This window comes from Planosporangium thailandense (genome assembly GCF_011947195.1).
In the GTDB taxonomy this organism is placed as follows: Bacteria; Actinomycetota; Actinomycetes; order Mycobacteriales; family Micromonosporaceae; genus Planosporangium; species Planosporangium thailandense.
In genome coordinates this window covers 411,182-434,744 of record NZ_JAATVY010000004.1, presented here as the reverse complement: position 1 = coordinate 434,744, position 23,563 = coordinate 411,182, and the positions used below count along the sequence as shown (strand labels likewise).

The 23,563-nt window shown below is 68.0% G+C and carries 22 protein-coding genes and 3 pseudogenes; 7 read left to right on the top strand and 18 right to left on the bottom strand.

From position 1 onward, the window contains the following. Positions 1-126 precede the first annotated feature (126 nt). From HC031_RS09710 to HC031_RS34745, 5 genes and pseudogenes are all read right to left on the bottom strand, one after another. Positions 127-1,581: an aldehyde dehydrogenase family protein gene (locus HC031_RS09710; RefSeq protein ID WP_167924842.1), complete on the bottom strand. Its 1,455-nt coding sequence runs from the start codon at positions 1,579-1,581 to the stop codon at positions 127-129. Positions 1,582-1,589: 8 nt separating this feature from the next. Beyond that, a complete protein-coding gene (locus tag HC031_RS09705; protein ID WP_167924841.1) occupies positions 1,590-3,269 on the bottom strand; it encodes an amidohydrolase in 1,680 nt (559 codons plus the stop codon). Positions 3,270-3,367: 98 nt separating this feature from the next. After that, positions 3,368-4,798 carry a purine-cytosine permease family protein gene (locus HC031_RS09700; protein WP_167924840.1) on the bottom strand — a complete coding sequence of 477 codons (1,431 nt, stop codon included), beginning with the start codon at positions 4,796-4,798 and terminating at the stop codon, positions 3,368-3,370. Positions 4,799-4,874: 76 nt separating this feature from the next. Further along, positions 4,875-5,075, bottom strand: coding sequence for a hypothetical protein (locus tag HC031_RS09695; protein ID WP_167924839.1), 201 nt, complete (start codon positions 5,073-5,075; stop codon positions 4,875-4,877). A gap of 41 nt (positions 5,076-5,116) precedes the next feature. Continuing rightward, positions 5,117-5,200 (bottom strand): annotated as a pseudogene (locus HC031_RS34745) (NAD(P)-binding protein); the annotation flags it as partial. A 287-nt stretch (positions 5,201-5,487) separates the two neighbouring features. On the opposite strand from HC031_RS34745, the gene HC031_RS09690 reads away from it, so the two are divergent. Then, positions 5,488-6,057, top strand: coding sequence for a helix-turn-helix domain-containing protein (locus tag HC031_RS09690; RefSeq protein WP_240942257.1), 570 nt, complete (start codon positions 5,488-5,490; stop codon positions 6,055-6,057). A gap of 9 nt (positions 6,058-6,066) precedes the next feature. On the opposite strand, the gene HC031_RS09685 is transcribed toward HC031_RS09690, so the two are convergent. Beyond that, entirely contained in the window at positions 6,067-6,435 is a 369-nt protein-coding gene (locus tag HC031_RS09685; protein ID WP_167924837.1) for an FKBP-type peptidyl-prolyl cis-trans isomerase, read from the bottom strand. Positions 6,436-6,521: 86 nt separating this feature from the next. On the opposite strand from HC031_RS09685, the pseudogene HC031_RS33010 reads away from it, so the two are divergent. Beyond that, positions 6,522-6,635 (top strand): annotated as a pseudogene (locus tag HC031_RS33010) (Prokaryotic metallothionein); the annotation flags it as partial. 29 nt (positions 6,636-6,664) lie between these two features. Continuing rightward, a complete protein-coding gene (locus HC031_RS09680) occupies positions 6,665-7,066 on the top strand; it encodes an integrase core domain-containing protein (RefSeq protein WP_240942256.1) in 402 nt (133 codons plus the stop codon). Between the two features lie 417 nt (positions 7,067-7,483). Here the strand turns inward: HC031_RS09680 and HC031_RS09675 are convergent, their stop codons facing one another. The 11 genes from HC031_RS09675 to HC031_RS09625 all read right to left on the bottom strand — a co-directional run bounded on the left by HC031_RS09675 (position 7,484) and on the right by HC031_RS09625 (position 19,369). Further along, on the bottom strand, positions 7,484-8,302 hold the full coding sequence (locus HC031_RS09675; RefSeq protein ID WP_167924836.1) for a GntR family transcriptional regulator: 819 nt from the start codon (positions 8,300-8,302) through the stop codon (positions 7,484-7,486). Positions 8,303-8,569: 267 nt separating this feature from the next. Further along, entirely contained in the window at positions 8,570-9,556 is a 987-nt protein-coding gene (locus tag HC031_RS09670; protein ID WP_167924835.1) for an ROK family protein, read from the bottom strand. A 20-nt stretch (positions 9,557-9,576) separates the two neighbouring features. After that, positions 9,577-10,593, bottom strand: coding sequence for a zinc-dependent alcohol dehydrogenase family protein (locus tag HC031_RS09665; RefSeq protein WP_167924834.1), 1,017 nt, complete (start codon positions 10,591-10,593; stop codon positions 9,577-9,579). Between the two features lie 41 nt (positions 10,594-10,634). Further along, a complete protein-coding gene (locus HC031_RS09660) occupies positions 10,635-11,627 on the bottom strand; it encodes a Gfo/Idh/MocA family protein (RefSeq protein ID WP_167924833.1) in 993 nt (330 codons plus the stop codon). Beyond that, positions 11,628-12,623 carry a Gfo/Idh/MocA family protein gene (locus HC031_RS09655; protein WP_205862473.1) on the bottom strand — a complete coding sequence of 332 codons (996 nt, stop codon included), beginning with the start codon at positions 12,621-12,623 and terminating at the stop codon, positions 11,628-11,630. A gap of 40 nt (positions 12,624-12,663) precedes the next feature. Continuing rightward, entirely contained in the window at positions 12,664-13,887 is a 1,224-nt protein-coding gene (locus tag HC031_RS09650) for a sugar ABC transporter permease (protein ID WP_167924831.1), read from the bottom strand. Next, positions 13,884-14,636: an ATP-binding cassette domain-containing protein gene (locus HC031_RS09645; RefSeq protein ID WP_167924830.1), complete on the bottom strand. Its 753-nt coding sequence runs from the start codon at positions 14,634-14,636 to the stop codon at positions 13,884-13,886. Before HC031_RS09645 ends, HC031_RS09650 begins: the two co-directional genes overlap by 4 nt. Positions 14,637-14,680: 44 nt before the next feature. Continuing rightward, positions 14,681-15,886: a substrate-binding domain-containing protein gene (locus HC031_RS09640; protein WP_167924829.1), complete on the bottom strand. Its 1,206-nt coding sequence runs from the start codon at positions 15,884-15,886 to the stop codon at positions 14,681-14,683. Positions 15,887-15,941: 55 nt separating this feature from the next. Beyond that, positions 15,942-17,969: an oxidoreductase gene (locus HC031_RS09635; RefSeq protein ID WP_167924828.1), complete on the bottom strand. Its 2,028-nt coding sequence runs from the start codon at positions 17,967-17,969 to the stop codon at positions 15,942-15,944. An 81-nt stretch (positions 17,970-18,050) separates the two neighbouring features. Beyond that, positions 18,051-18,890, bottom strand: a complete 840-nt coding sequence (locus HC031_RS09630) for a sugar phosphate isomerase/epimerase family protein (protein WP_167924827.1) — start codon at positions 18,888-18,890, stop codon at positions 18,051-18,053. 98 nt (positions 18,891-18,988) lie between these two features. Beyond that, the gene (locus HC031_RS09625; RefSeq protein WP_167924826.1) at positions 18,989-19,369 is read right to left on the bottom strand and encodes a hypothetical protein; all 381 of its coding nucleotides are present in this window, start codon (positions 19,367-19,369) and stop codon (positions 18,989-18,991) included. Between the two features lie 321 nt (positions 19,370-19,690). Between HC031_RS09625 and nagA the strand changes: the two genes are divergently transcribed. Together nagA and HC031_RS09615 are read left to right on the top strand one after the other, a co-directional pair. Next, on the top strand, positions 19,691-20,860 hold the full coding sequence (gene nagA / locus HC031_RS09620) for an N-acetylglucosamine-6-phosphate deacetylase (protein ID WP_167924825.1): 1,170 nt from the start codon (positions 19,691-19,693) through the stop codon (positions 20,858-20,860). 10 nt (positions 20,861-20,870) lie between these two features. Then, on the top strand, positions 20,871-21,632 hold the full coding sequence (locus HC031_RS09615) for an SDR family NAD(P)-dependent oxidoreductase (RefSeq protein WP_167924824.1): 762 nt from the start codon (positions 20,871-20,873) through the stop codon (positions 21,630-21,632). A gap of 51 nt (positions 21,633-21,683) precedes the next feature. Here the strand turns inward: HC031_RS09615 and HC031_RS34740 are convergent. Continuing rightward, a pseudogene (locus HC031_RS34740) lies at positions 21,684-21,944 on the bottom strand (integrase core domain-containing protein); the annotation flags it as partial. A 97-nt stretch (positions 21,945-22,041) separates the two neighbouring features. Here HC031_RS34740 and HC031_RS32490 point away from each other — a divergent pair. Both HC031_RS32490 and HC031_RS32485 read left to right on the top strand, forming a co-directional pair. Next, complete coding sequence (locus HC031_RS32490; RefSeq protein ID WP_338090560.1) at positions 22,042-22,458, top strand: hypothetical protein; 417 nt, start codon at positions 22,042-22,044, stop codon at positions 22,456-22,458. 272 nt (positions 22,459-22,730) lie between these two features. Further along, positions 22,731-23,135, top strand: a complete 405-nt coding sequence (locus HC031_RS32485) for a transposase (protein ID WP_240942255.1) — start codon at positions 22,731-22,733, stop codon at positions 23,133-23,135. Positions 23,136-23,563: the final 428 nt, after the last annotated feature.

Here is a 23,563-nt window from a genome sequence, read left to right as displayed (position 1 = left end):
ATCGGCAAGCTGGCCAAGTAGTCGACGCTGACGTTGGGGCGGGGGCGGCGTACGCCGCTCCCGCCCCTTTGCCACAACGTGATCGTGAAGGATTCGGGGCGTCATGACGCCCCGAATCCTTCACGATCATGAGAGCTGGGCGAGCACCATAACCTTCTCGTGCGTGAGGTCCTCCATCGCCGAACGCACTCCTTCGCGGCCCACGCCGGACTCCTTGACGCCGCCGTAGGGCATCTGGTCGCCGCGGTAGCTGGGCACGTCACCGACGATGACGCCGCCGACCTCGAGTTCGACCTGGGCCCGGAACGCGACCCGGAGGTCGTGGGTGAAAACACCCGCCTGCAGCCCGTACCGCGAGTCGTTGACCGCCGCGAACGCGTCAGTGACGCCGTCCACGGTCGCCACGGTGAGCACCGGCCCGAAGACCTCCTCACAGGAGAGCTTGACGCCGACCGGCACGTCGGCGAGCACGGTCGGGGCAACGGTGGCCCCGTCGCGCATACCGCCGGTCAGCAGCGTGGCGCCGGCCGTGACCGCCTCCCGCACCCACTCCTCGACCCGCTCGGCGGCGGCAAGGTCGATGAGCGGACCGACATCGGTGGTCTCGTCCCACGGGTCGCCGGTACGCAGCGCACGCACGGCCGCCACGAGCCGGTCGAGGAACCGGTCGGCGACCGACCGGTCCACGAGTACCCGCTGTACCGAGACGCAGGACTGTCCGGCCTGGTAGTTGGCGAAGGTCGCGATGCGCGATGCCGCCCAGTCGAGGTCGGCGTCGCTGCTCCAGTCCGGGCAGACCACGGCTGCGGCGTTACCGCCGAGTTCGAGTGTGACGTGCTTGCGCGGAACTGCGTCCCGGATCGCCCAGCCCACCGGCCCGGAGCCGGTGAACGACACGACCGGCAGTCGCGGATCGGCGACCAGGTCGGCGGCGCGCTCGTTCGGCACGACGACCACCGAGACCATGCCGGCCGACAGGTCGGTCTCGGCCAACAACTCCCCCAGCAGAAGCGCGGACAGCGGCGTCTTCGGCGCGGGCTTGAGCACGATCGGCGCGCCGACCGCGATCGCCGGGGCGATCTTGTGGGCGACGAGGTTCAGCGGGAAGTTGAACGGGGCGACGCCCAGGACCGGTCCGCGCGGAACCCGCTGGATCATCGCGACGCGACCGGCACCGCCCGGGTCCGTGTCGAGCCGCTGCAGCTCCCCGCTCCACCGGCGGGCCTCCTCGCTCGCGAGTCGGAACACCGACGCCGCACGGTTCACCTCGGCCCGCGACCACTTCAGGGGTTTTCCCGACTCGGCGGTGATGAGCCGGGCGATCTCGTCAGCCCGTTCGATGAGTCGCTTGTGGACGTGGGTGAGGGCGTCGGCCCGGACGTGGGCCGGCAGCGCGGCGGCCGCGCCGCGCACCGCGTACGCGCCGGCGACGGCGGTCTCGACCTGCTCCGGCGTGGCGAGGCTGACGCGACCGGCCAGCCGGCCGTCCCACGGATGGACGACCTCGAGAACGTCGTCGGACCCGACCGGTTGGCCTGCGATCCAGTTCGGCTGCGCCTGGTGCGATGAAGGTCCTGTCATGTCGAGGGTCATGCGGTGATGTCCTGCGCTGCGTCGCGGGTGAAGACCGAGCGACCGCCAAGGAACACCTGGTCGACCTCGATCGCGGCGATCTCGTCCTCGGCGCAGGTCAGCGGGTCGCGGTCGACGACGACGAGGTCGGCGAGTTTGCCCGGCTCCAGGGAGCCACGGGTGCTGTCCTGGCCCATGGCCGCCGCGGCGTTGAGCGTGTGCATGCGCAACGCCTCCGTCCTGGTGATCGCCTGGTCGGGCTCGATGGGGTGGCCATGGAACGAGTGCCGCTGAACGCAGCAGGCGATGCTGAAGAACGGGTTGGTCTGGCGCTGCTCGGAGCCGATCCAGACGTCGGAACTGCCGGAGATGGGCCAGCCGTCGTCGAGCAGGCGGCGGAACGGGAACTGACCGCGACGCGCGTACTCGCCGACGTAAGTCGGGATGAACTCACCGAAGTTGTACAGGAAGACGGGCTGCGGTACGGGGATGATTCCGGCGCGCTGCCACGCCTGGGTGGCCCACTCGTAGTCCGGCACGAAGTTCCCGGCGTGCTCGACCCGTGGCCGCAGCGCTCCGGCCGGCAGGCGCACCCCCTCGAACGCCGTGCACACCTCCTCCTGGGCGCGGTCGCCGTTGGCGTGCACGGCCAACTGCAGGCCGGCCTCGGCCGTGCGCCGGAGCGCTTCGGCGAGCTGCTCGGCGCTCAGCGCCACCGCACCGCAGTGGTGGCCATGCGGGTCGAGCGCGTACGGCCGTTTCATGGCGGCGCTGGCGGCGGAGTACCCGCCGTCGGAGAACATCTTCACGCCCTGCACCCGGATCAGGTCTTCCGGCGAGTCGAACCGCAGCCACGACCGGTGGTCGCACGCCTGGTCGAGCGAGACGGTGCCGGGCACCCACAGGTAAAAGTGCATGCGGGCGGCCAGCATCCCGGCGGCGAGGTTGGCGTCGTAGTGGCGCATGCCGTCGACGGTCTCGGAGATCTCGCCGATGGTGGTCACACCGTGGCGCGTGAACAGTTCCGTGATGCCCTCGCCGATGGCCGTGCGCAGCTCGTCCGCGCCGAGGCCGGGAAGCGGCAGGAGGTTGTCCATCTCCTTGACGATGCCGGTGGGCACGCCGCCCGCGTCCCGCTCCACCGTCGGCATACCGGTGATGCTGTGCGTCACCGCCTGGTAGTCGACGTCGATGCCGGCGAGCTCCAGGGCCCGACTGTTGAGGACGGTGAGATGGCCGCCGCAGCGCAACGCGATGGCGACGGTACGGCTGACCGAGTCGAGCTCGGCGCGGGTCGGGAAGCGCTTCTCGGCGAGCTTCTGGTCGTAGAACAGGTTGGCCTCGCCGACGAGCCAGCCGTCGCGCGCCTCGGGCAGCGCGCTGGTGAGCTTGTCGAGGACGTCGGCGATCGTGGCGCACTCCGGGGCGCGGCAGTCGACGGTGAGGTACCGCGTGCGGGCCGCGACCTCGCTGTGTGCGTGTACGTCGACGAAGCCCGGCATTATCGTGCGCCGCCCGGCATCGAGGACCCGGGTGCGCGGTCCGATGTGGTCGCGGGCGCGTTCGCGGGGGACGACCGCCAGGATTCGCCCCTCCCGGATCGCAACCGCGGCCGGTCCGGAGATCTCCGCGCTGCCCATCGTCAGTACCTGGTCGGCGAAGATGACCTTGTCGGCTGTCTGCGCGTCCTGCTGCATGGATCCTCACCTGTCTTTCGAGATGTTCGGTTGTTCGCCTCGCACGTGTCGCCGGCAGCCCGAAGCGGACCGCCGGCGACACGTGCGAACTGGTGGCGTTACAGCGCCACGACCTGACGCTCGGCGCCGGAGCCACGCTGGTAGGACTCCGTGGCCCGAAGGTTGCGGCAGATCAGCAGGTACAGCACGCCGGCGACGAGCAGACCCACCACGAACGAGAAGTCCGCGCCGCCCAGCGCCTTCGTCACCGGTCCCACGTAGAAGCTCAGCGAGAAGAACGGGATCATGGCGATGAAGCCGGCGAAGTACGCCGTCAGCCCGCGCCAGGACCATTGGCCGTACGCACCGCGGGGGTTGACGATGTCGTCGACGCTGTAGTGGCCGCGGCGCACGAGGTAGAAGTCCACCAGGTTCACCGCGGTCCATGGCACGAGCAGGTAGACCATGATGCCGAGGAACGTGTTGAAGGCGTTCAGGTAGTCGGCCGGCATGACCAGGGTGAGCACGGTGCCGATGACGCTGACGACGAGTAGGCCGACGATGCGCATCCGCAGCGTCGGCTGCACGTGCCGGATGCCGTCGACGATGGTGGCGCCGGTCAGCATGGCGCCGTAGGCATTCACGCCGGAGGTGCCGACCATCGCGGGGATGGTGCTCAGCGCGATGATCGCGCCGAAGCCCGGGAACAGGTAGTCACCCACCTGGTGCAGCGCGCTGATCGCGTCCGGCTCCTTGATGTAGGCCCCGATCAGCGCCCCGAGGCAGCCCATCCAGCCGGCGCCGACCATCGCGCCGACGAAGGTCCAGCCGATGAGCTTGCGCTGGGGAGTCTCCTCCGGCAGGTACCGCGTGTAGTCCGACACGTAGATGGCGTAGCTGATCTGGTACCCGCCCGCCGCGGCGAACTGCACCAGGAACGCCTTGAACGACCAGCCGCTGGCCACCGGGTGGGCGCCGTGCACGGGGTAGTGCACGATCATGACGACGGTGAGGATCGCAAAGACGACGATGATGAAGTAGCTGGACCACCGCTGGAACGTGTGCAGCAGGTCGTGGCCGACGATCGCGATGACGAGCGCGATGACCGAGAAGACGATGTACCAGACCTTGCCGCCGGGCAGCACCACCGAGACGGCGTCCCCGCACAGGATGAAGTAGAAGACGTTGTAGCCGATGTAGATGAAGACCGCCATCAGCATCGGGAACATCGCGCCGCGGGCGCCGAACTGAGCGCGGGACTGGATCATCTGGGGCAGGCCCAGGAGCGGGCCCTGGTTGGCGTGCAGCGCCATGAACAGGGTGCCGAACGCCATGCCGGCGATGAGGGCGAGCAGCGTCCAGCCCAGCCCGAGCCCCAACGACGGGCCGATGAAGCCGATGAGCAGAGACGGCAGGACCATGCCGCCGGTCATCCAGAACGGCCCCTGCTCCCAGGCCTTGCCGTGGCGTTCGTTCAGCGGGATGTAATCGATGGATCTGCGTTCGACACCGGAAATCCCCTGCTGCCCGCCGGTCCCAGTACGTGCCATCTATGCGTGCCTTTCGTAGGTATGACTTGTCGAAGCCTTGACAACGTTCGATCCGTAAGCCGACCTGCGGCTCTCGCTACCCGCCGGCGACAGCCGCATTGGTGCGGATGTCGCCGCCGGCCGACCACGCGGCGTTTACGAGCGCGGCACGCAGCTCCCGGCGCGAGATCGTGTAGAGCCGGCCGTCACGCAGCTCGGGGCTGTGGATCCGCTCGCCGATCGCCGCGACCTCGTCGTAGGCACCCGCGCCTCGAGGGCATGCAGCGCGTTCTCCCACAGGTGGATCCCGGCGTCGATTTCCCGCAGTTCCCGCCCGCGCTCGTTTACCCTTACCGACCAGCCACGGCGGGCGAGCGCTGTCGCCATGGTCAGGCCCGCCAGACCGGCGCCGGCGATTTCCACGCGCCCTTGCGTACTCAAGGTCAACTCCTGATCTTGGCCACGCCGGGACCGGGCGCCGGCTGCGGAACTGTAGTACTACTTCAGTTCCGGTGAAATTACTTCAGTGACCGGAGCCAGACAAGACCCTCAAAGGTCGAAATTTCTCGTGCCCCCCGGAGGGCTGAAGTTCGCGCCGGGCGACCTGGGCGCGAGCAAAGTCATGATGTGATCCTGGTGCCGCGTGGCCCCCGCCGCACCAGCGGCACTAAGGTCGGATCGACGCACGTACCCGACAGATCGGCTTCCCGTTGACCAAGCAGACCCGTGGCCCTGCCCAGACACTGGGCCAGCGTATCCGCGAAGTGCGACGACGCAAGGACGTCACGCTGCGTGAGCTTGCCGAGCAGGTCGGGGTGTCGGAGAGCTTCGTCTCACAGGTGGAGCGCGGCGTCGCCAACCCGTCGATGGCGACCCTGCGCCGGATCGCCGACGCCCTGGGCGAGAGCGTCGCCTCGTTGTTCGTCGGCACCGAGACGAGCGGAATGGTGGTCCGGGCCGGAGAGCGCAAGCGGATGGCCCATCCGGCCGGCTCACTCGACGACTACCTGCTGACGCCGCCGGGCGCCAAGACGTTGCAGATCGTGTACTCCGCCATCGCGGTGGGCAAGGGTTCGGGCGACGAGCCATACACGCACGCCGCCGACGAGGAGTGCATCATCGTTCTCACGGGACAGCTGGACGTGGGCGTCAACGGCGAGTCCCACCGCCTCGCCACGGGTGACGCGCTGCTGCTCGACCCCAAGCTGCCCCACACGTACCACAACCCGGGGCCCGAGCCGACGACGGCACTCTGGGTGATGAGCCCGCCGGTCTACTGAAACCGCGGTTTACCGCACCTCGAGCAGGTCGACGACGAAGATGAGGGTCTCGCCGGGCTTGATGACGTTGCCGGCGCCGCGGTCGCCGTACCCGAGGTGCGGCGGGATGGTCAGCTGCCGACGCCCGCCGACCCGCATTCCCTGCACGCCCTGATCCCAGCCGGCGATTACCCGGCCGCCACCGAGCGGGAAGGTGAACGGTGAGCCCCGGTCCCATGAGGCGTCGAACTGCTCCCCGGTCGAGTGCGCCACGCCCACGTAGTGCACCACCACCTGGTCGCCCGCCTTCGCCTCGGCGCCCTCACCGACGACCAGGTCCTTGATCTGAAGCTCGGTCGGCGCGTCGCCCTCGGGGAAGTCAACCGTCGGTTTGGTCATACCGCCCACCCTAGATCACGAGCGGGCCGGCCGCCGCGAGCCGCCCTCCGGTTGCCGGGTCGGGCCGCAGGGCGCACGCTCGCCGGATGGCGGTTTGCGAGGTATGCGGCAACGACTACCGGATGTCGTTCGAGGTCCGCACGGCCGGCGACGTCCACGTGTTCGACTCGTTCGACTGCGCGATCCACCGGCTCGCGCCGTGGGTGGCGCGGGCGGCAAAAACCTGGTCATGGACCTCGAGGACGCCGGCTACCGGGCGCGGTTCCTGATCCGCGACCGCGATGGGAAGTTCCCCGCCCTGTTCGACACCGTTCTCACCGACGCGGGCAGCGACGTCGTCCTCAGCGGCGTCCGGATGCCCCGCATGAACTCGATCACGGAACGGTGGGTACAGACCCGACGCGAACTGTTGGACCGCACCCTGATCTGGAACCAGCAGCACCTGCTCCACGCCCTGCGCGAGTTCGAACAGTTCTACAACGGACACCGGCCTCACCAAGGCATCGCGAACGCCAGCCCGCTACGCCCCTTGCCCTCACCGATCACCGATCCGGAACGGATCGCCCGGCTCAGCATCCGAAGACGAGATCGCCTCGGCGGTATTCTCCGCGAATACGAGCATGCCGCTTGACCTGCACGGACGAGGTTTTCGGCACCCGCAACGCCTGTCGGACCTCAGGGAGGTAACTGATCTTGTGCTCCCACTTTGCTCCCAATGTAATGGACGCAAAGCGAAAGGCTCGTTACCGAAGATCCGGTAACGAGCCTTTGACCTGCTGTTTTACTGGTGGGCGATACTGGGTTTGAACCAGTGACCTCTTCCGTGTCAAAAAATCGAACGGTTGGCACCGCCCTGACCAGCACGAACACGAGAAGGAGAGGAGACACAGGTCAGTCCGAGACAATGAGAGCGACTCAACGCGATCGGACGCGGTTCAGCGCCGTTGAATGCGCCCCGCTGCTCCCAATCTGCTCCCCCGCCGACTGGTCCGCGCTGGGGCGCGATGCTGCCTAACCCCTATGCGGACGGAGCTCTCGGCACACATACTCAGCCGGCCGCCTGTCGCGCACGAGATTGCAACCGCGTCGTAGCCGAGCGGGGTTGCAGCGAAATGGCCTTGTGCTCGTCTACCTCAGCGTGACGACACGAGCCCATTCGCGCGACGACCTTGTACCGGTCGCCGCGAAACCAGCTGCGTCCCCACTCAACGGGCGCGCCGGTCTCGTCGAAGCTGTGCCGCGAGAGAACCAGCATCGGCGCGCCGGTATCGGTACAGAGAAGCTTCGATTCCCGCGGTGGCGCGGGAGCCGTTTCAACGGTCGACACGGCATCCGCGATCGTGACACCCCACCGCTCGGATAGGACCTGGTACAGCGAGCCGTTCCGCTTCAGGAACCGCCCCAACCCCGGATAGCGGGCCACGGAGAGATACGACTCCTCCAAGGCCATCGGCGAGCCGTTCACTTCTCGCAAACGCTCGACCCTGTGCACGGAGTCCTTGGGGCTAATACCCAGCAACTCGGCGATTTCCTGCGTCGCCCGAACGCGCTGGGCGGATATCAATGACGTCCGAAGCTCGAGCCCTGACGCGGCGGCCTGCTCGGTGAACCCGGCGATCTCCAGTGACCAGGCGAGTTTCGGCTCGGCCACATAGGTGCCCGAGCCGTGGCGACGTTCCAGCCGACCTTCGGTGACCAGGTCGGCGAGCGCCTGCCGAACCGTTGTCCGCGACGTGGCCAGCAGTTTGGCAAGCTCCCGCTCCGGAGGCAGCGGGGAGCCGGGCTTGAAGTCAGCGAGCAGGCCCAGCAGGTGCCTCTTGACGAGGTAGTACTTCGGCTCGTCCGCTTCTTCAGAGGCGACTGGCATCTTCCATCTCCTGCACGCGACCATTCCCGCCTGAGGTGGCAACGAAGGTGCCACGGCGCTCAACGCACACCAATAAATAAAACTAACAGATATAGACTCATGATGGTAGAGGGGTTCATTAACGGCGGGGCGCGCGGCACGAACGTCACCATAATTGCTGCTGCGGCGATGAGCGCGGATCGATCCCGCACGTAGGCGGCTACATCCTAATTGAACCTATCCGTCAGTTTTGAATCCTCCAGATCGCGGCCGGCCCGCGTAATTCGGCTACGCCTGCTTGTCCAACGCGCTCCAGGCGACCAGCGCAGCCCCCCGCCGTCCGGCGTCGCCGTCCAGAGCGGACGTCACCAGGGGCGGCGCGTCGCGCCACAGCATGGAAGCCTTCATCTCGATCGCGACGGGCTCGGTCAGCACCGGGCCTGCCGCCGCCATGCCGCCGCCGATCACGATGAGGCTGGGATCCATGATGAAGACGTAGCTGACGAGAGCCCTGGCGAGGGCGACGACCGCGTCGTCGAACACCTTCCGGGCGACCACATCGCCGCTGCCCGCCAACGTGATGACGTCCTCGGCGCGGAGCAGCCCTGCCCCCGCCGCGGCCATGTACCGGCGGGCCAGCGACGCGGCACTGGCGTAGGCCTCGACGCAGCCGCGCAGACCACAGCCGCACCGGTCGCCGTCCGGCATGACCGGTAGATGACCGAACTCGCCGGCCATTCCGCCCGCCCCGCTCACGACGGCGCCACCGGTGACGACGGCGGCCGCGACGCCCGTACCCATCGACACGAACAGCGCCTCGTCGACGCCGCGGGCCGCACCGAGGCGCGCTTCCGCCAACCCGGCGGCCCGGACGTCGTGGTCGATCGCGACAGGCAACCCCACCAGGTCACTGACCAGGCTGCGGATCGGCAGATCCCGCCAGCCGATGTTCGCGGAGTACCGGGCGACGCCCGCCTCCCGGTCCACCACGCCGGGAAAGATGATTCCGACGCCCACCACGGTGAGCTGCGGGCTGGCAGCCGCTCGAAGCGCCTCGATGGTGGCCACGATCGCCGCCACCACCGCCTCGACACCGTCCGCTACCGGCGTCGGCACCTGCAGGCGAGTGTCGATCAGCCCGTTCGCCGCTTCCACGGCACCCTTGATCGCCGTGCCGCCGACGTCGAGCGCGATGACCGCGGTTCCCGGTGTGACGGCGCCGCCACTCGGCGGTGCCGTCACACCGGTGACCACGTCGCAGACCTTCCGGTCCATGAGAGGTTTCCGACCCGGTTCTAGAACTCGCTGGACGCGGAGGCGTTCGGCTGGATCTGCAGCTTGCGCCCCTGGCCGTTGCGGAACATGTCCATGGCCTTGCCGTAGTCGTCGAGCGTGAAGCCGTGGCTGATCATCGGCCGGCTCTTGATGGCCCCGGCCGCGAACATCTCGACGGCACGGCTGAACGAGTGCAGCGAGGCGGCCGAGCCGACCATGTTGATCTCGTCCCGCACGATGCTGTTCGGCAGGTAGCGGGCCTTGGCGTCCAACCCGGCCACGCCGAACTGCTGGAACGTGCCGCCCGGCTTCACCCGGGGCAGCCCGTCCTCGATGGCGGCGATGACGCCGGTCGCGTCGATGACCACGTCCCACCGGTCGCGGTCGAGCTCGTCGGCGCTGGCCGTGGTGACCTCGATGCCGACCTCACGCGCGAGCTCACGGCGGCCGGCGTTCGGGTCGACCACACTGACGCTCGCCGCACCGGCGCGCGGCGCCAACTGGGCCAGCAGCAGGCCCATCGTGCCCGCGCCATAGACGAGGTAGTGGTCGCCCATCCGCCGCGGCAGGACGTCGTACGCCCGGATCGCGCACGACAGCGGCTCGACCATGGTCGCCTGGTAGAGGTCGACCCCGTCCGGCAGTACGTACACGTTCTTGGCCGGGGCTAGCAGGAACTGCGCCGACGCCCCATTGTCCCGGGTGACGCCCATCGAGTTCCAGTTCAGGCACAGGTTGTACCGGCCGTTGACGCAGTACTCGCACTCGCCGCAGGACAGCGTCGGGTCGACGACGACGTGGTCACCGACGGCCACGCTCCTGACCTCGGACCCGACCTCGACGACGGTCCCGCTGATCTCGTGCCCCGGGATGAGCGGGAACCGGGTACCGGCGTAGTCGCCGTCGAAGACGTGGATGTCGGTGCCGCAGATGCCGACCCCGGCCACCTCGACCACCACATCGCGGGGGCCCGGGGTCGGATCCGGCACCTCGGTCACGGAGAGCTTTCCAGGTGCCTCGAACACCACTGCGCGCATGGGCGTACTGCTTTCTGTCAGAGAGTGTGGAGAGGAGTAGGTCAGTCGGCCAGGGTGACCGGCGCTCCGGTGGCGGCGGACTCCATCGCGGCCAGCGCGATCTTCGTGGCGATCAGGCCGTCACGGCCGGTCACGCTGGGCTGACGGCGTTCGTCGATGGCCGCGAGGAACTCGTCGATCATGAACTGGTTGGTGTCGAGCCCCCACGGGATCCAGCCGTAGGCCGGGCTGCCGCCGAACCGGGTGAGTTGCTGGTTGAGCGGATCCACGTCCACCGTGCCGCCGTCCGCGACCACGGACAGGGCGATACCGCCCCAGCTGGGGTAGTTGAACGGCCGGTCCCAACTGCAGTCGATCGAGGCGAAGACCCCGTTCGGGTACGTCAGCATGACCAGGCCGGCGGTCTCCACGGTCACCATCTCGGCGTGCACGATGCGGTTGCCGACGGCGTAGACCTCCGTGGGCGCGGCACCCACCATCCAGGTGAAGATGTCGGCCAGGTGCACGATGTGGTCCATCATCGCGCCGCCGCCCGCGAGAGCCGGATCGACGAACCACGAACGCTCGTGAATGGGCATCACGCTCTGGTTCGTACCGGAGAACGCGCGGAGCGCACCGAGGTCGCCCGCGGCGACCATGTCCCGGATCTGCCGGACGGCCGGCGAGAAGCGCACCGGGAAGGCGGTCATCAGGGACACCCCGGCCCGCTCGCACGCGTTCACGATCGCGTCGGAGTCCTCATGGCTGACTCCGAGCGGCTTCTCGCAGAGCACAGCCGCGCCCGCCGCGGCGGCCTGCTCGACGAGCTCCCGGTGGTACGCCGTCTCGGCGCACACGACCACCCCGTCGATGCCCTGCGAGAGCAGTTCCCCGGCGGTACGGAAGTGGGTGAGCCCGTTGTCGGCCGCCCACCTCTGCCCGCGTTCGGGGTCCCGGTCGTGCACGCCGACCACGTCCGCGCCCGCCGCGCGTAGGTTCTCGATATACGCGTCGACGTGCAGATGCGCGACGCCCAGAATGCCGATCCTGGCCATTCAGGCACCCCCTCCGAGTGGGCTGATGGAAACCGGTTGCCCGGTACGTGCTGAACGGCGGGCTGCGTCGGCCAGCTGGACCGCCGCCAGCCCGTCCAGGGCGGTCAGCACCGGCTGCCTGGCGCCGGCCACGACATCGAGGAAGTGCTGGAGCTCAACCTCGAACGGGTTGGCCGCCAACGCCACGTCGCCCAGCCCGGTGGTCACGTCCTCGGCCTTCTTGTGCAGCCGCAGCGTGAGCGGAGAGGTGTTGTCGGACGAGAAGGTGATCATTCCGCGGGAGCCGGCGACCTCGAGCAGGGTCCGGAACACCGGCGCCGGGTTCGCCCAGGACGCCTCGACGTGGGTGATGGCGCCGCTGGCGTGCTTGAGGATCGCGATGCCGTGGTCCTTCGCCCCGCCGACCGAACGCGCGTAGACGCTGACCACGTCACCGGCCACCCAGCGGGCGTAGTCCAGGTCGTGGATCATCAGGTCGAAGAAGAGGCCACCAGACCTGGACTCGTCGGCGAACCAGCTGTCGGCTCCCCGGTCCGGCGCGAACGACAGACGTGACAGCCGGAGTACCGCCGGCCGCCCGATCTCGCCGTTCACCACGGCGTCCCGGACGGCCCGGTACTCCGGACTGAACCGCAGCAGGTGGGCCACCTGCAACGGGACGCTCGCCCGGTCGAAGGCGTCGATGACCCGCATGCCCTCGGCGACATCCAGCGAGAGCGGCTTCTCGCACAGGGTCGGCTTGCCCGCGGCGGCCGCGGCCAGCGCGAGGTCGGCGTGCAGGTGGGTGGGGGCGCAGATGTCCACCACGTCGACGGCCCCAAGGAACGCGTCCAGCTCGGTGAATACCTCTGCGCCGTACTGTCGGGGCAGCGCATCGTCGGCGCCCTGGCGGTCCAGGAAAGCCGACGGAGTCGCTCCGATCGCGTGCCACGCCGCAGCATGCGTCGTACCCATGAAGCCGGTACCGATGATGCCGACCCGGGGTCCAGGACTCACCGCTTCACTCCTCATCCATTAGACGAACGGCTGCCATCGACTACCGGCTCTGCCTGCGGCGCATCACGGCGTCGAAGATGACGGCCGCGACGAGCACCGCACCGGTGATCATGAGCTTCACCGGAGAGCGGAGCGCGAGAAGATCCATCCCGTTCGAGATCGATCCGATGACCAGCGCACCGAGCAGTGCCGACCAGACGCTGCCCCGGCCGCCGAACAGGCTCGTACCGCCGATGACCACACCCGCGATCGCGTCGAGCAGCACCTCGCCACCGCCGGCCGACTGGCTGACCGACATCAGGCGGGACGCCGACAGCACTCCACCGAGGGCGGCGAAGAACGACGCCAGTACGAAGATCTGGATCGTGACCCGCTTGACGTTGGTGCCGACCCGCTCGGCCGCCTGGGCGTCCCCGCCGACGGCGTAGATCCGCCGGCCGAACAGGGTACGGCGGGCGATGAAGTCCATCAGCACCACGAGACCGACGACGATCAGTACGCTCAGCGGGATGCCCCGGTTGATGCCGAACACCAGGATGAGGACGGCGACGACGATCGCGAACGCCACCAGTCGAACCACGTCGAACGCGGCGGACCGGTTGCCCAGGCCAAGCTCCCGCCGGCGGGCCCGGCGGCGCCGGGTTACCAGCCCCATCGCGAGCGCGATCACTACCGTGGCGACCAGGCCGGCCCACGGCTGGAAGAACGTGTCGGTGAGGGCGAGCACCTTCGGGTCGCCCAGGTTCATGGCCCCGGTGTAGTCGAAGATCAGCAGCTGCAGACCCTGCCAGCCGATAAGACCGGCCAGCGTGACCACGAAGGACGGGACGCCGAACGTGGCGATGATCGTGCCGTGGATCAGGCCCACCACGAGACCGCACAGCAGCGCCAGCCCGATGGCCACGAACGCGGGCATGCCCTGCTTGACGTTGAGCGCCGCCATCACGGTCGCCGCCAGGCCGCTGACCGAGCCGACCGATAGGTCGATCTCGCCGATCAGCAGTACCAGCACCACGCCGATCGACATCGTCGCGACGGCGACGATCTGCAGAGCGAGGTTGGTCAGGTTCGTCGGCGACACGAAGTTCGGGTTCAGCAGGGAGAAGACGATCCAGATCGCCGCCAGTCCCACGAGGACCTGGGTGACGCCGACGTGCGACGCCGAGTCTCCCCGCATCAGCAGGCGCAGCTTGTCCCGGAGACCGCCGGCCTCCTCGGCGGCCGCGCCCGGCAGGGCGGTGTCGTTCACGGTTTGGGTGGTCATGCGACTGCCTCCGACGAGGTGATCCGGGCGCCGGTGATGGCCGCGACGACGTCGTCGGTGTACTTGGAGTCTCCGGGGAAGGACCCCACGTTCCGGCCGAGTCGCAGGACCTCGATCCGGTCGGCGACGGCGAAGATTTCCGCCAGGTTGTGGCTGATGAGAACGACGGCCAGCCCGCGGGCCTTGAGCCGGCGGATCAGCTCGACGACCTGTTGCTTCTGGGCGAGGCCGAGCGCGGCCGTCGGCTCGTCGAGGATGATCATTTTCGGGTTGCCGAGCAGGCAGCGGGCGATGGCGACCGACTGCCGCTGGCCGCCGGACAGGCTGCCGATCGGTACCCGCAGTGAGCGGGGCTTGACCGCCAGTTCAGCCAGCAGGTCTATCGTCTCCCGTTCCATCGCGAGTTCGTCGATGAGCGAGCCCTTGTGGTGCTCGCGACCGAGGAACAGGTTGGCGACCACATCCAGGTTGTTGCACAGGGCAAGGTCCTGGTAGACCGTCGCGATCCCGAGTTGAGCGGCGTCGTTGGGGTGGTGGATCTTTACGGGCTTACCCTCGACGGTGATCTCGGCGGTGTCGGGGACGACCGTCCCCGACATCACCTTGACCAACGTCGACTTGCCCGCACCGTTGTCCCCGACGAGGGCAACTACCTCGCCGGCCTCGATGGAGAATGACGCCCCGTCGAGAGCTCGGACAGCGCCGTAGGACTTGCTGACCGAGCGGAAACTGATGAGCGGTTCAGTCACGATCTCGTGCTTTCTCGGGCTGCGGGATTACTCGGCGGTACTCGTCAGGACAGGTTGGCCTTCTGGCACGCCGCCTGGTACTCGGGCGTGCAGACGTCCTTCAACGGCCAGAAGCCCTTCGGGACGATCATGTTCGAGACGTTTTCCTTGGTGATGACCTCGGTGTCGTACAGGTAGGCCTTGATCTCCGCACCCGACGGCGTCTTGGTCGTGCCGTTGACGATGTCGGTCGGTGCCGGTTTGCCCTTGGCCACCGCGGCGGCGAGGTCCGCGGTCTTGGCCGCGAACACCTTGATCGGCAGATTGATGGTGTTGTACTGCTCGCCGGCGATGATCCGCTGCAGGCCGGCGACGGCGCCGTCCTGACCCGTGGTCAGAATGGTGGTCGGGTCGACCCCCGCGTTCTTCATCGCGGCGATGGCGCCACCAGCGAGCTGGTCGTTGGCGGCGTAGACGCCGACGAAGTTGCCCTTGCCGACCTTGGTGATGGCCTGGTCCATCTGGGACTGCGCCGTCGTGCCGTCCCAGTTCTTGGCGTCGTACTCGGCGGCGATGGTGAAGCCGGACTTGTCGAGTACGGAGTGGGCGCCGGCCTTGTACTTCGGGCCGAACGCGTCGGATGGGTCACCGTTGATGGCGATGAGGTTGCCGCTGGTGATGCCCTTGGCCTTCAGCCCGTCCACCAGGCTCTGCGCCTGCTGAGCGCCGATCTTGAAGATGTCGGTGGTGACGCCGTAGTCGACGTTCGGGGTGTCGATGATCGTCGCGTAGCTGATGACCTTCACGCCCGCCTGGTGGAACTGGTTCACCATGTTGATCGCGGCGTTCTTGTCGATCGGGGCGAGCACGACCGCATCGACGCCGTTGGTGATCGCCGACTGCGTCTGCGCCAGCTGCGTCTCGGGCGATCCCTTGGCGTTGTAGTAGGTCACCTTGCAGTCCGGGCAGGCCTTCTTCATCTCGGCTTCGAACACCGGCTTGTCCTGCTGGTCCCAGCGGGCGGTGACCAGGTCCGGCATCATGAAGGCGATACGGCCCTTGCCGTGGTCGCCTCCGGATGACGCGCTGCCGCTGCCGCTGCTCTGGGACACGCAGCCGGTGAGGCCGAGCGCGGCGACGACGGCCGCCGTGGCCGCCAACGCTAACCGGCCGTGGAGTGATCTCTTCATCGAACTGTTTCCTCCGAGGCTTGAAGATGTACGGGGCGCTCCCCGGTCACGGACCGGATCCGCGCCGAACACGTGTCTCATTTCGAACTACGGTCTTTCCTGGCGCCGCCTCCGGGCAGCGCCATGAGGACACGGCCTAGAAGCTCATCCCGAACTCGTAGGCCTCCCTGATGACCTCACGCAGCATCCGGGGTGCCACGCAGTCACCAAGGCGGTACATCGCACGCTGTCCCGCGCGCTTCTTCCAGTCGAGGAACAGCGCCTCGTCGGAGCGGCGACCGACCGCCGGAACGACCAGGTCCACTCCTGATATCTCCGTCGTCTCCCCGGTGTAGACGTTCGTGAGCCGTGCGATGCCGTCGGAGAACCCGGCGAACGCGGTCGTGGTCAGGGTGTGGATGCCCTTCTTGGCCGCCCGCTGGTAGAAGAGGTGCCGGTTGGCCGCCTCCAGGGAGGACCCGACGCTGAACGCGCCGGCGACCACCCACACCTCGCTGCCGGCGTTGGCGAGGTACTCCGCCGTGCCGGCCCCTTCCCAGTTGCCCGTACCGTCGATCACCACGGCACGCTTCCCGGGCTCCCGGCTTCCGGAGAGCACCTCGTCGACGGTGGCGAGGACCTGTGGGTCCAGATCGCGTAGCGCCGGCGAGTTCAAGTGGTCGAGTCCGGCGGTCGGCTCCTGGCCGGTGATCGCCGGGTTGACCGCGACCTGGGACAGTGCCGGCCGCGAGCCGGTCGCGACGATGATCGCGTCGGCTTCGATCTCGTCCAGCAGGTCCTCGGTGATCTCGACGCCGAGGTTGACGTCGACCTTCAGCCGTCGCAGCGCGCGGTCCAGGTAGTCGACGACGTCGTAGATCTCGACGTGGAACGGCTGCTGCTCGGCCAGAAGTACCTGGCCGCCGAGCCGGGTGTTCCTCTCGAACAGCGACACCCGGTGACCCCGGCGGGCCAGCGTCTCGGCCGCCTTCATGCCGGCCGGGCCGCCGCCGATGACGACGATCTCCTTGGGGTCGGCGACCGTGGTCAGCAGGCGTTCGCTGAACAGCCGCTCCCGGCCGGCGGCCGGGTTGTGGTCGCAGCGGATCTGCTGTTCGTGCGCGACCTGGAAGATGCAGGAGTCGTTGCCGCCGATGCAGTACCGGATGTCGTCGTCGCGGCCCTCGGTCGCCTTGTTGGGTGTGTGCGGATCGGCGATGAGCTGCCGGGCCATCCCGATCAGGTCAGCCTCGCCGGACGTGAGGACCCGCTCGGCCATCTCCGGATGCTTGACGCGCCCGAAGGAGATGACCGGAACGCTGACCGTCCCCTTGAGACTCTTCGTCAGGTGGCGGAAGCTGCCCTCGTCGTACACCGTCGGCGGGATCTGCATCCAGTAGCTCGACGACGTGCCCGCGTCGGAGTTGAAGTAGTCGACGAGGCCGGTGCGCTCCAGATGAGCGGCCATCTTCAGGCCGTACTCGGTGTCGTAGCCCCACTCGGTGTACTCGTTGAGGCAGAGCCGTACGCCGACGGGCATGTCCGCCGGGATCGCGGCCCGCACCGCCGCGAGCACCTCGACCGACAGCCGCATCCGGCCGGAGAAGTCGCCGCCGTACGCGTCGGTCCGCCGGTTGAGGAACGGAGAGGCGAACGCGTGCAGCAGCCCGTCGTGGCCGATCTTCACCTCGACCCCGTCGAAGCCTGCCTCCCGCATGTTCCTGGCCGACCGGGCGTAGTACTCGACCACCGCTTGGATCTCGTCGAGCTCCATCGCCTTGGTCGGGAAGTTGTTCGACGGCTCCGGCATCTGGGTGGGGCCCCACATCAGGGGCGGCCGGGTGGCCAGCGTGTCCGGCCCGGAGTGCACGAGCTGGCTGAAGAACTTTGCGCCGTGCCGGTGCACCGCGTCGACGATCTTGCGGTACGCCGGGATGTTGGTCTCGTCCCAGGCGTTCACCGTGTGGCGGGACACCCGGCCGGTCGGGTGGATGGCCTGGCTTTCGAAAATGACCAGGCCGGCCCCGCCCGCCGCCCGTTCCTCGTAGTAGGCGAGGTGGTCGGCCGACGGGGCACCCTCGTTACCGAGGGCCGTGAAGTGCGGCTGGAAGACGAAGCGGTTGCGCAGGCTGACCTGGCCGATAGTGAAAGGGCTCGTCAACAGCGGCCACTTGCTTGCTGTCAAGGTGTTCTCCCGGTGCGGCCAGGCTCAGCTGGGTCTGCGATGACGTCGAATGGGTTGTTGACGCCTCAGGCGCCGGTTGCCCTACCGGGCCAGGGCGTCCGACGACGCAACGACGTCGAGCACGTTGCGCATGAACCGCTGCGAGAAATTCGTGTCGGCGAGGAAGCGGGCGTTGGACGCCTCGTACTCCTCGGACTCGTCCTGGCAGAGCTCGATCATCACCGGCCGCTGGTAGCCGATCTCCTGGAGCACCCGTACGTACGCGGGCCAGTCGATCTCGCCCCGGCCCGGCACGATGACCGGGCTGGCGCCCGCGCCGTCACGGATGTGCACGTGCCGGATCAGGTGACCGAGCGCCCGGGTGACCTCGAGCGGGTCCTCGTCTGCCACGACGATGTGACTGGGGTCCATCGTCACGAACAGGTTGGGGTGGTCGACGATCTCGAAGAAGTCCCGGGTGGTCGCGAGGTTGTGGGTCAGCATCTCGATGTGCGGGCCCTCGATGTGCAGTTCGACGCCGGTCTCGGCAGCGAACGAGGCCAGCTCACGGATGACCGGCGCGACGTAGTCGACGTTGGCCCGCCAGTCGGTGCCGCGCAGCAGCTTGCCGGACTGGATGGTGACCGCGTACCCGCCGAGCTCCCGGCAGATCTCGATGGAGCGTCGGATGTAGGCGGTGCCCTCTTCCCGCTCCCACGGCACGTTCAGGTAGCCGCCCCCGGCGTTCACCGCCGCGAGCTTGAAGCCCGCCGCGTCGAGGCGGTCGCGGACCTGCCGCACCTCGTCGGCGTCGACCTCCAGCGCGTCGAGGTGCAGCGCGCGGAACGGCCCCTCCCCCACGTTGAAGGTCCGCAGCATGCCGAGGTCGACCCACTGGAAGTTCAGCGAAGCGATGGTGTCCAGAGCCTCCGACCGCGGCATGCGGGCGAAGCACAGGGAGGAACAGCCGAGTTCGTTCACTCTTACGTCTCTTTCACTAACGAGGAGCGTGGATGCGTCCCGGGAGGGGTCGACGCGGGTCAGAGCTCGTTGCGCTCGGCGGGAAACCACTGGTTCGGGTCGCCCATGTACTCCATGTACTCGATGACGGCGCCGTCCTTGAGCGCGAACGCCACCCGGACCACGTCCTTCTGCGCCTCCCAGGGCTCCAGCAGCACCTCGTCGGCGGCCTCGAGCAGGGCCTCGAGGGTTCCCTTGGGAACCCGATACGCGATGTGCGGCCGCTCGCGGACCGGGCCGGTCACCGGGCTGTCCGGCTCGTAGCGCAGGAACTCCAGGCTCTGCGGGTGCTGCCTGGGGTTGGTCACCCAGACGCGGGTGGCCTCGACCCAGGTCTCGTCCTCCTGCGGCTCGTGGCAGGTGATACCCACGTGGTCGAATTCGAGGCGCAGCGAGTTCATCAGTCACCTTTCACTCGGCTTCCGACCGAAAGCCGCATCGGGTCGGCCGCGTCGTCCGCTACCTGCGAAAAGAACGTGAAGGCAGCAGAGTGACGGCCGTTACAGCCTGTCTTGTGGAGGCTGACTCTAGCTGCCGACCGTCAACAGGTCCAGACCTTTCGCAAATTTGGTCTGTACCATTTTTGTGTTTGGTCTGGACCACTTAAGAGCGTCTTGTTAGCGTGACGTGGCGCCGTCCGTACCGGGCGCCAATCATCTGTCGACAGGCCCCTGACATACGACCGGGTGCCGTACCTCGACAACCGACCACTGGAGGCGCCGATGCCCGGGCTGTTGCTGACGAACACGCGCATCGTGGCGCGCGACCGTGTCGTCGACTCCGGTTGGCTCGCCTGCACCGGCACCGTCGTCGACAGCTACGGCCCCGGAGCACCACCGCCCCAGGTGTCCGAGGGCCGGCATGTCCTGGACCTCAGCGGCGCGACGGTCCTTCCCGGCTTCATCGACGTCCACGTACACGGCGCCGTCGGTCACGAGGTGATGGACGGCGATCCCGCCGGGATCGTCGCGATGTCCGAGTTCTTCGTCCGGCACGGCGTGACCTCGTTCCTCGCCACGACCTGGACCGCCGACACCGAGGAGACCATGTCGGCCCTCCAGGCGGTCGCCGAGGCGTCCGCGTACGCGGTCACCGGCGCGCAGGTGCTGGGCGCGCACATGGAGGGCCCGTACATCAACACCCAGAAGTGCGGGGCGCAGGACCCGACGAAGATCCGGCTACCCGACCTCGTCGAGGCCCGCCGCTTCCTCGCCACCGGCGCCGTACGCCTGATCACTCTCGCACCGGAGCTCGCCGGCGCGACCGCGCTCCTCGACGAGTGCGTCGACCGGGGTATCCGCGTCAGCATCGGCCACACCGGCGCGACGTTCGAACAGGCCGTCGACGCCGTCAACCGCGGCGCGCGCCACATGACCCACACGTTCAACGCGATGCCCCCGCTGCATCACAGACATCCGGGCCCCATCGCCGCCGCCATGACGATGCCCGAACTCCTTGCCGAGCTCATCGCCGACAACGTGCACGTCCACCCCGCGATCCTGGCGGCGGCGTTAATGGCCAAAGGCCCCGAAGGGATCGTCCTGGTGACAGATGCCCTACGCCCGACCGGCCTACCCAGCGGCTCCTTCACCATCGGCGGCCGGCCGGTGAGCGTCAGCGACGGCGCCGTGCGCCTGTCCGACGGCACCCTCGCCGGCAGCGTTCTCACCATGGACCAGGCGCTGCGGAACCTGATCCGGGCGTCCGGCCGCTCGATGCTGGAGCTGTGGCCGACCGTGAGCCGAAACGGGGCTCTCGCCGCCGGGGTCGCCGACACCAAGGGCGAGATCGCGGCGGGCATGGACGCCGATCTGGTGGTCGTCGACGCCGACGTCCAGGTACGACTGACCGTCGTGCAGGGACGCGTCGCATACACGTCGACAGACTTCTAGAGGTCCGGCGATGACGGCAGCGTTCGACGTCACCGACGCCGTGGTGGTGGTGACCGGGGCGAGCAGAGGTATCGGCCGGGAGCTGGCGATGCTGCTCGCCGAGGCCGGAGCGATCGTCGTACCCACCGGCCGCACCACGGCGGACCTCGCGGACCTCAGCGTAGAGGCCCGGTACCGGGGCGTGCAGCTCCACCCCGTACTGCTGGACGTGCGCGACGTCGCCTCCATCCGACAGACGGTGGACCGGATCGTCGCCACCCACGGCCGGATCGACGTGCTCGTCAACAACGCCGGCCTCGGTCACGCGTACAAGGCACTCGACGTGACCGAAGCGGACTGGGACGACATGATGGCCGTAAACCTGCGCGGCGTGTTCTTCACCAGCCAGGCGGTGGCACGGACAATGATCCTGCGCCGCAGTGGCAGGATCATCAACATCAGTTCACAAGCGAGCTTCGTCGGCCTTCCCGACGCCGCCGTCTACTGTGCCAGCAAGGGCGGGGTGAACATGCTCACCAAGGCACTGGCGGTCGAGTGGGCCGAACACGGGATCACCGTCAACGCGGTAGCGCCGACCTTCGTCTACACCCCCGGTACCGCGCCGATCCTCGACGATCCCGAGAAGCGTGCCAAGGTACTCGCGAAGATCCCGCTGGCCCGGCTCGGCTCCCCGGAAGACGTCGCGAACGCGGTCATCTACCTCGCCACGCCTGCCTCACGGTTGGTCACCGGCACCGTGCTGGTGGTCGACGGAGGCTGGACCGCGCAATGACCACTGGCCACACCGGGTATCCCGAACCGAAGTCACCGGAGAAGCCGCAAGTCACGCACCTCGCCGGCCCGGCGTGTGGGTGCCAGAAAGTCGGCCACCGTACGCAGACTGCGAGTACTCCCCGATGAGGCCGCCGAGACGATCGCGCCGCACCACCCGTCTGCCGGCCACCGCCACTGACAGATGCGCCGGCCCGAGCGGTGGCGCCTGTCCCAACGAGTGGTGCGGGCGATGCGAGTTGTAATGGTCGAAATGGTCGGTGAGCACCGACTGGAGATGACGACGTCCGAAGATCATCATCCGGTCGAGTAGCTCCCGTCGGTGCCGAAAACGTCATCCATGGGCTCTGACCTGCGGTTGTCGGATACGGCTGCGGACCGACAGTTGCGGTACGCCAGGATTAGTCATCGTGCTGCTGCGACTCTCCTACATGGCGTTGACGAACGTGTTCGCCTTCGTGCGGCTGCTGCCGATGAGCGATGTGGACAAGGACGTCGAGATTCTTGCGCTGCGCCACCAGCTCGCCGTCCTGCAACGCCAGATCGACAAACCTCACCTCACCACGTCCGACCGGGCATTCCTCGGTGCCCTCCTGCACCGACTACCACGGCCGACACTGCGACAGCTACACCTGATCGTCTCCCCGGACACCATCCTGCGCTGGCATCGAGACCTCCTGCACCGCCGGCACGCGAAGGCGTCCCGCCCTAAACGGCCGGGCCGACCGACCACCGTTCGCAGCATCAAGAGCCTGGTCCTCCGCTTGGCGGAAGAGAACGCCAGCTGGGGCTACCGGCGCGCGTCCACGGCGAACTGGCCGCCCTAGGCATCAAGGTCGCCCCGTCGACGGTCTGGGAGATCCTCAAGGACGCCGGTATCGATCCCGATCCCGGCCGAGAGCGCCAGACCTGGCCCGCGTTCCTGCGCAGCCAAGCCCACGCGATCCTCGCCGCTGACTTCTTCGAGACCCGGACTTTGACCGGAGCACGGCTGTACGTCTTCGCCGTCATCGAACACGCCACCCGCCGCGTCCGTGTCCTCGGCGCCACCGCGCACCCCACCAGGACCTGGACCACGTAGCTGGCCAGGAACCTGGTCATGGACCTCCAAGACTCCGGCGCCGCCGGGAAGTACCTCATCCGCGACCGCGACAGCCGATGCACGGCCGCCTTCGACGCGGTCTTCCACAACGAGGGCATCACCGTCGTGAAGACCGGAATCAAAGTACCGAGGATGAACGCGATCATGGAACGCTGGGTGGGGACCTGCCGATCCGAACTCCTCGACCGGACCCTAATCGTCAACCAGGCCCATCTTCTCCACGCGCTCCGCGAGTACGAAACGTTCTACAACGAACACCGGCCCCACCGGGCGTTCCACGCCGCGGCACCCCTACGCCCGCTCCCCCAACAGATCGCCAAGCTGGGCCGAACCGACGAACTCGACGTCCGACGACGCGACCGCCTCGGCGGAGTCCTCCACGAATACCAGCACACCGCCTGAGCGGCCCGGACGAGGTTATCGGCACCTACAACGTCGTCGCCTTGATCAAAGAGCCGCTGAGCGCGTCACCTTCGATTCGAAGGCGATAGAGATCGTTTAGCCGCTTGCTCCCATTCTCTGACCAACACGAACACGAGAGGTCACAGGTCACGGCGAGACGATGCGAGCAGCTCAACCCGGTCGGACGCCGTTGAACGCCGTTCAGCGCGCCCCGCTGTTCCCAATCTCCTCCCCCACCGATCGCCGCCGGTACGATGTCAACGACGGCTGAATCTGGACCCGTCCGCGACGCGCGTCGCGGATTAGGCCGCCGAGGACGTCGACGCGCTCGACTCGGTTGGCAAACCGGCAGGACAGTCACCGTCGTCATAGGCGTAGGCGAACCGATCGAGACCGTCGCCCCACCACCACATCGCTACTGCGTTCAC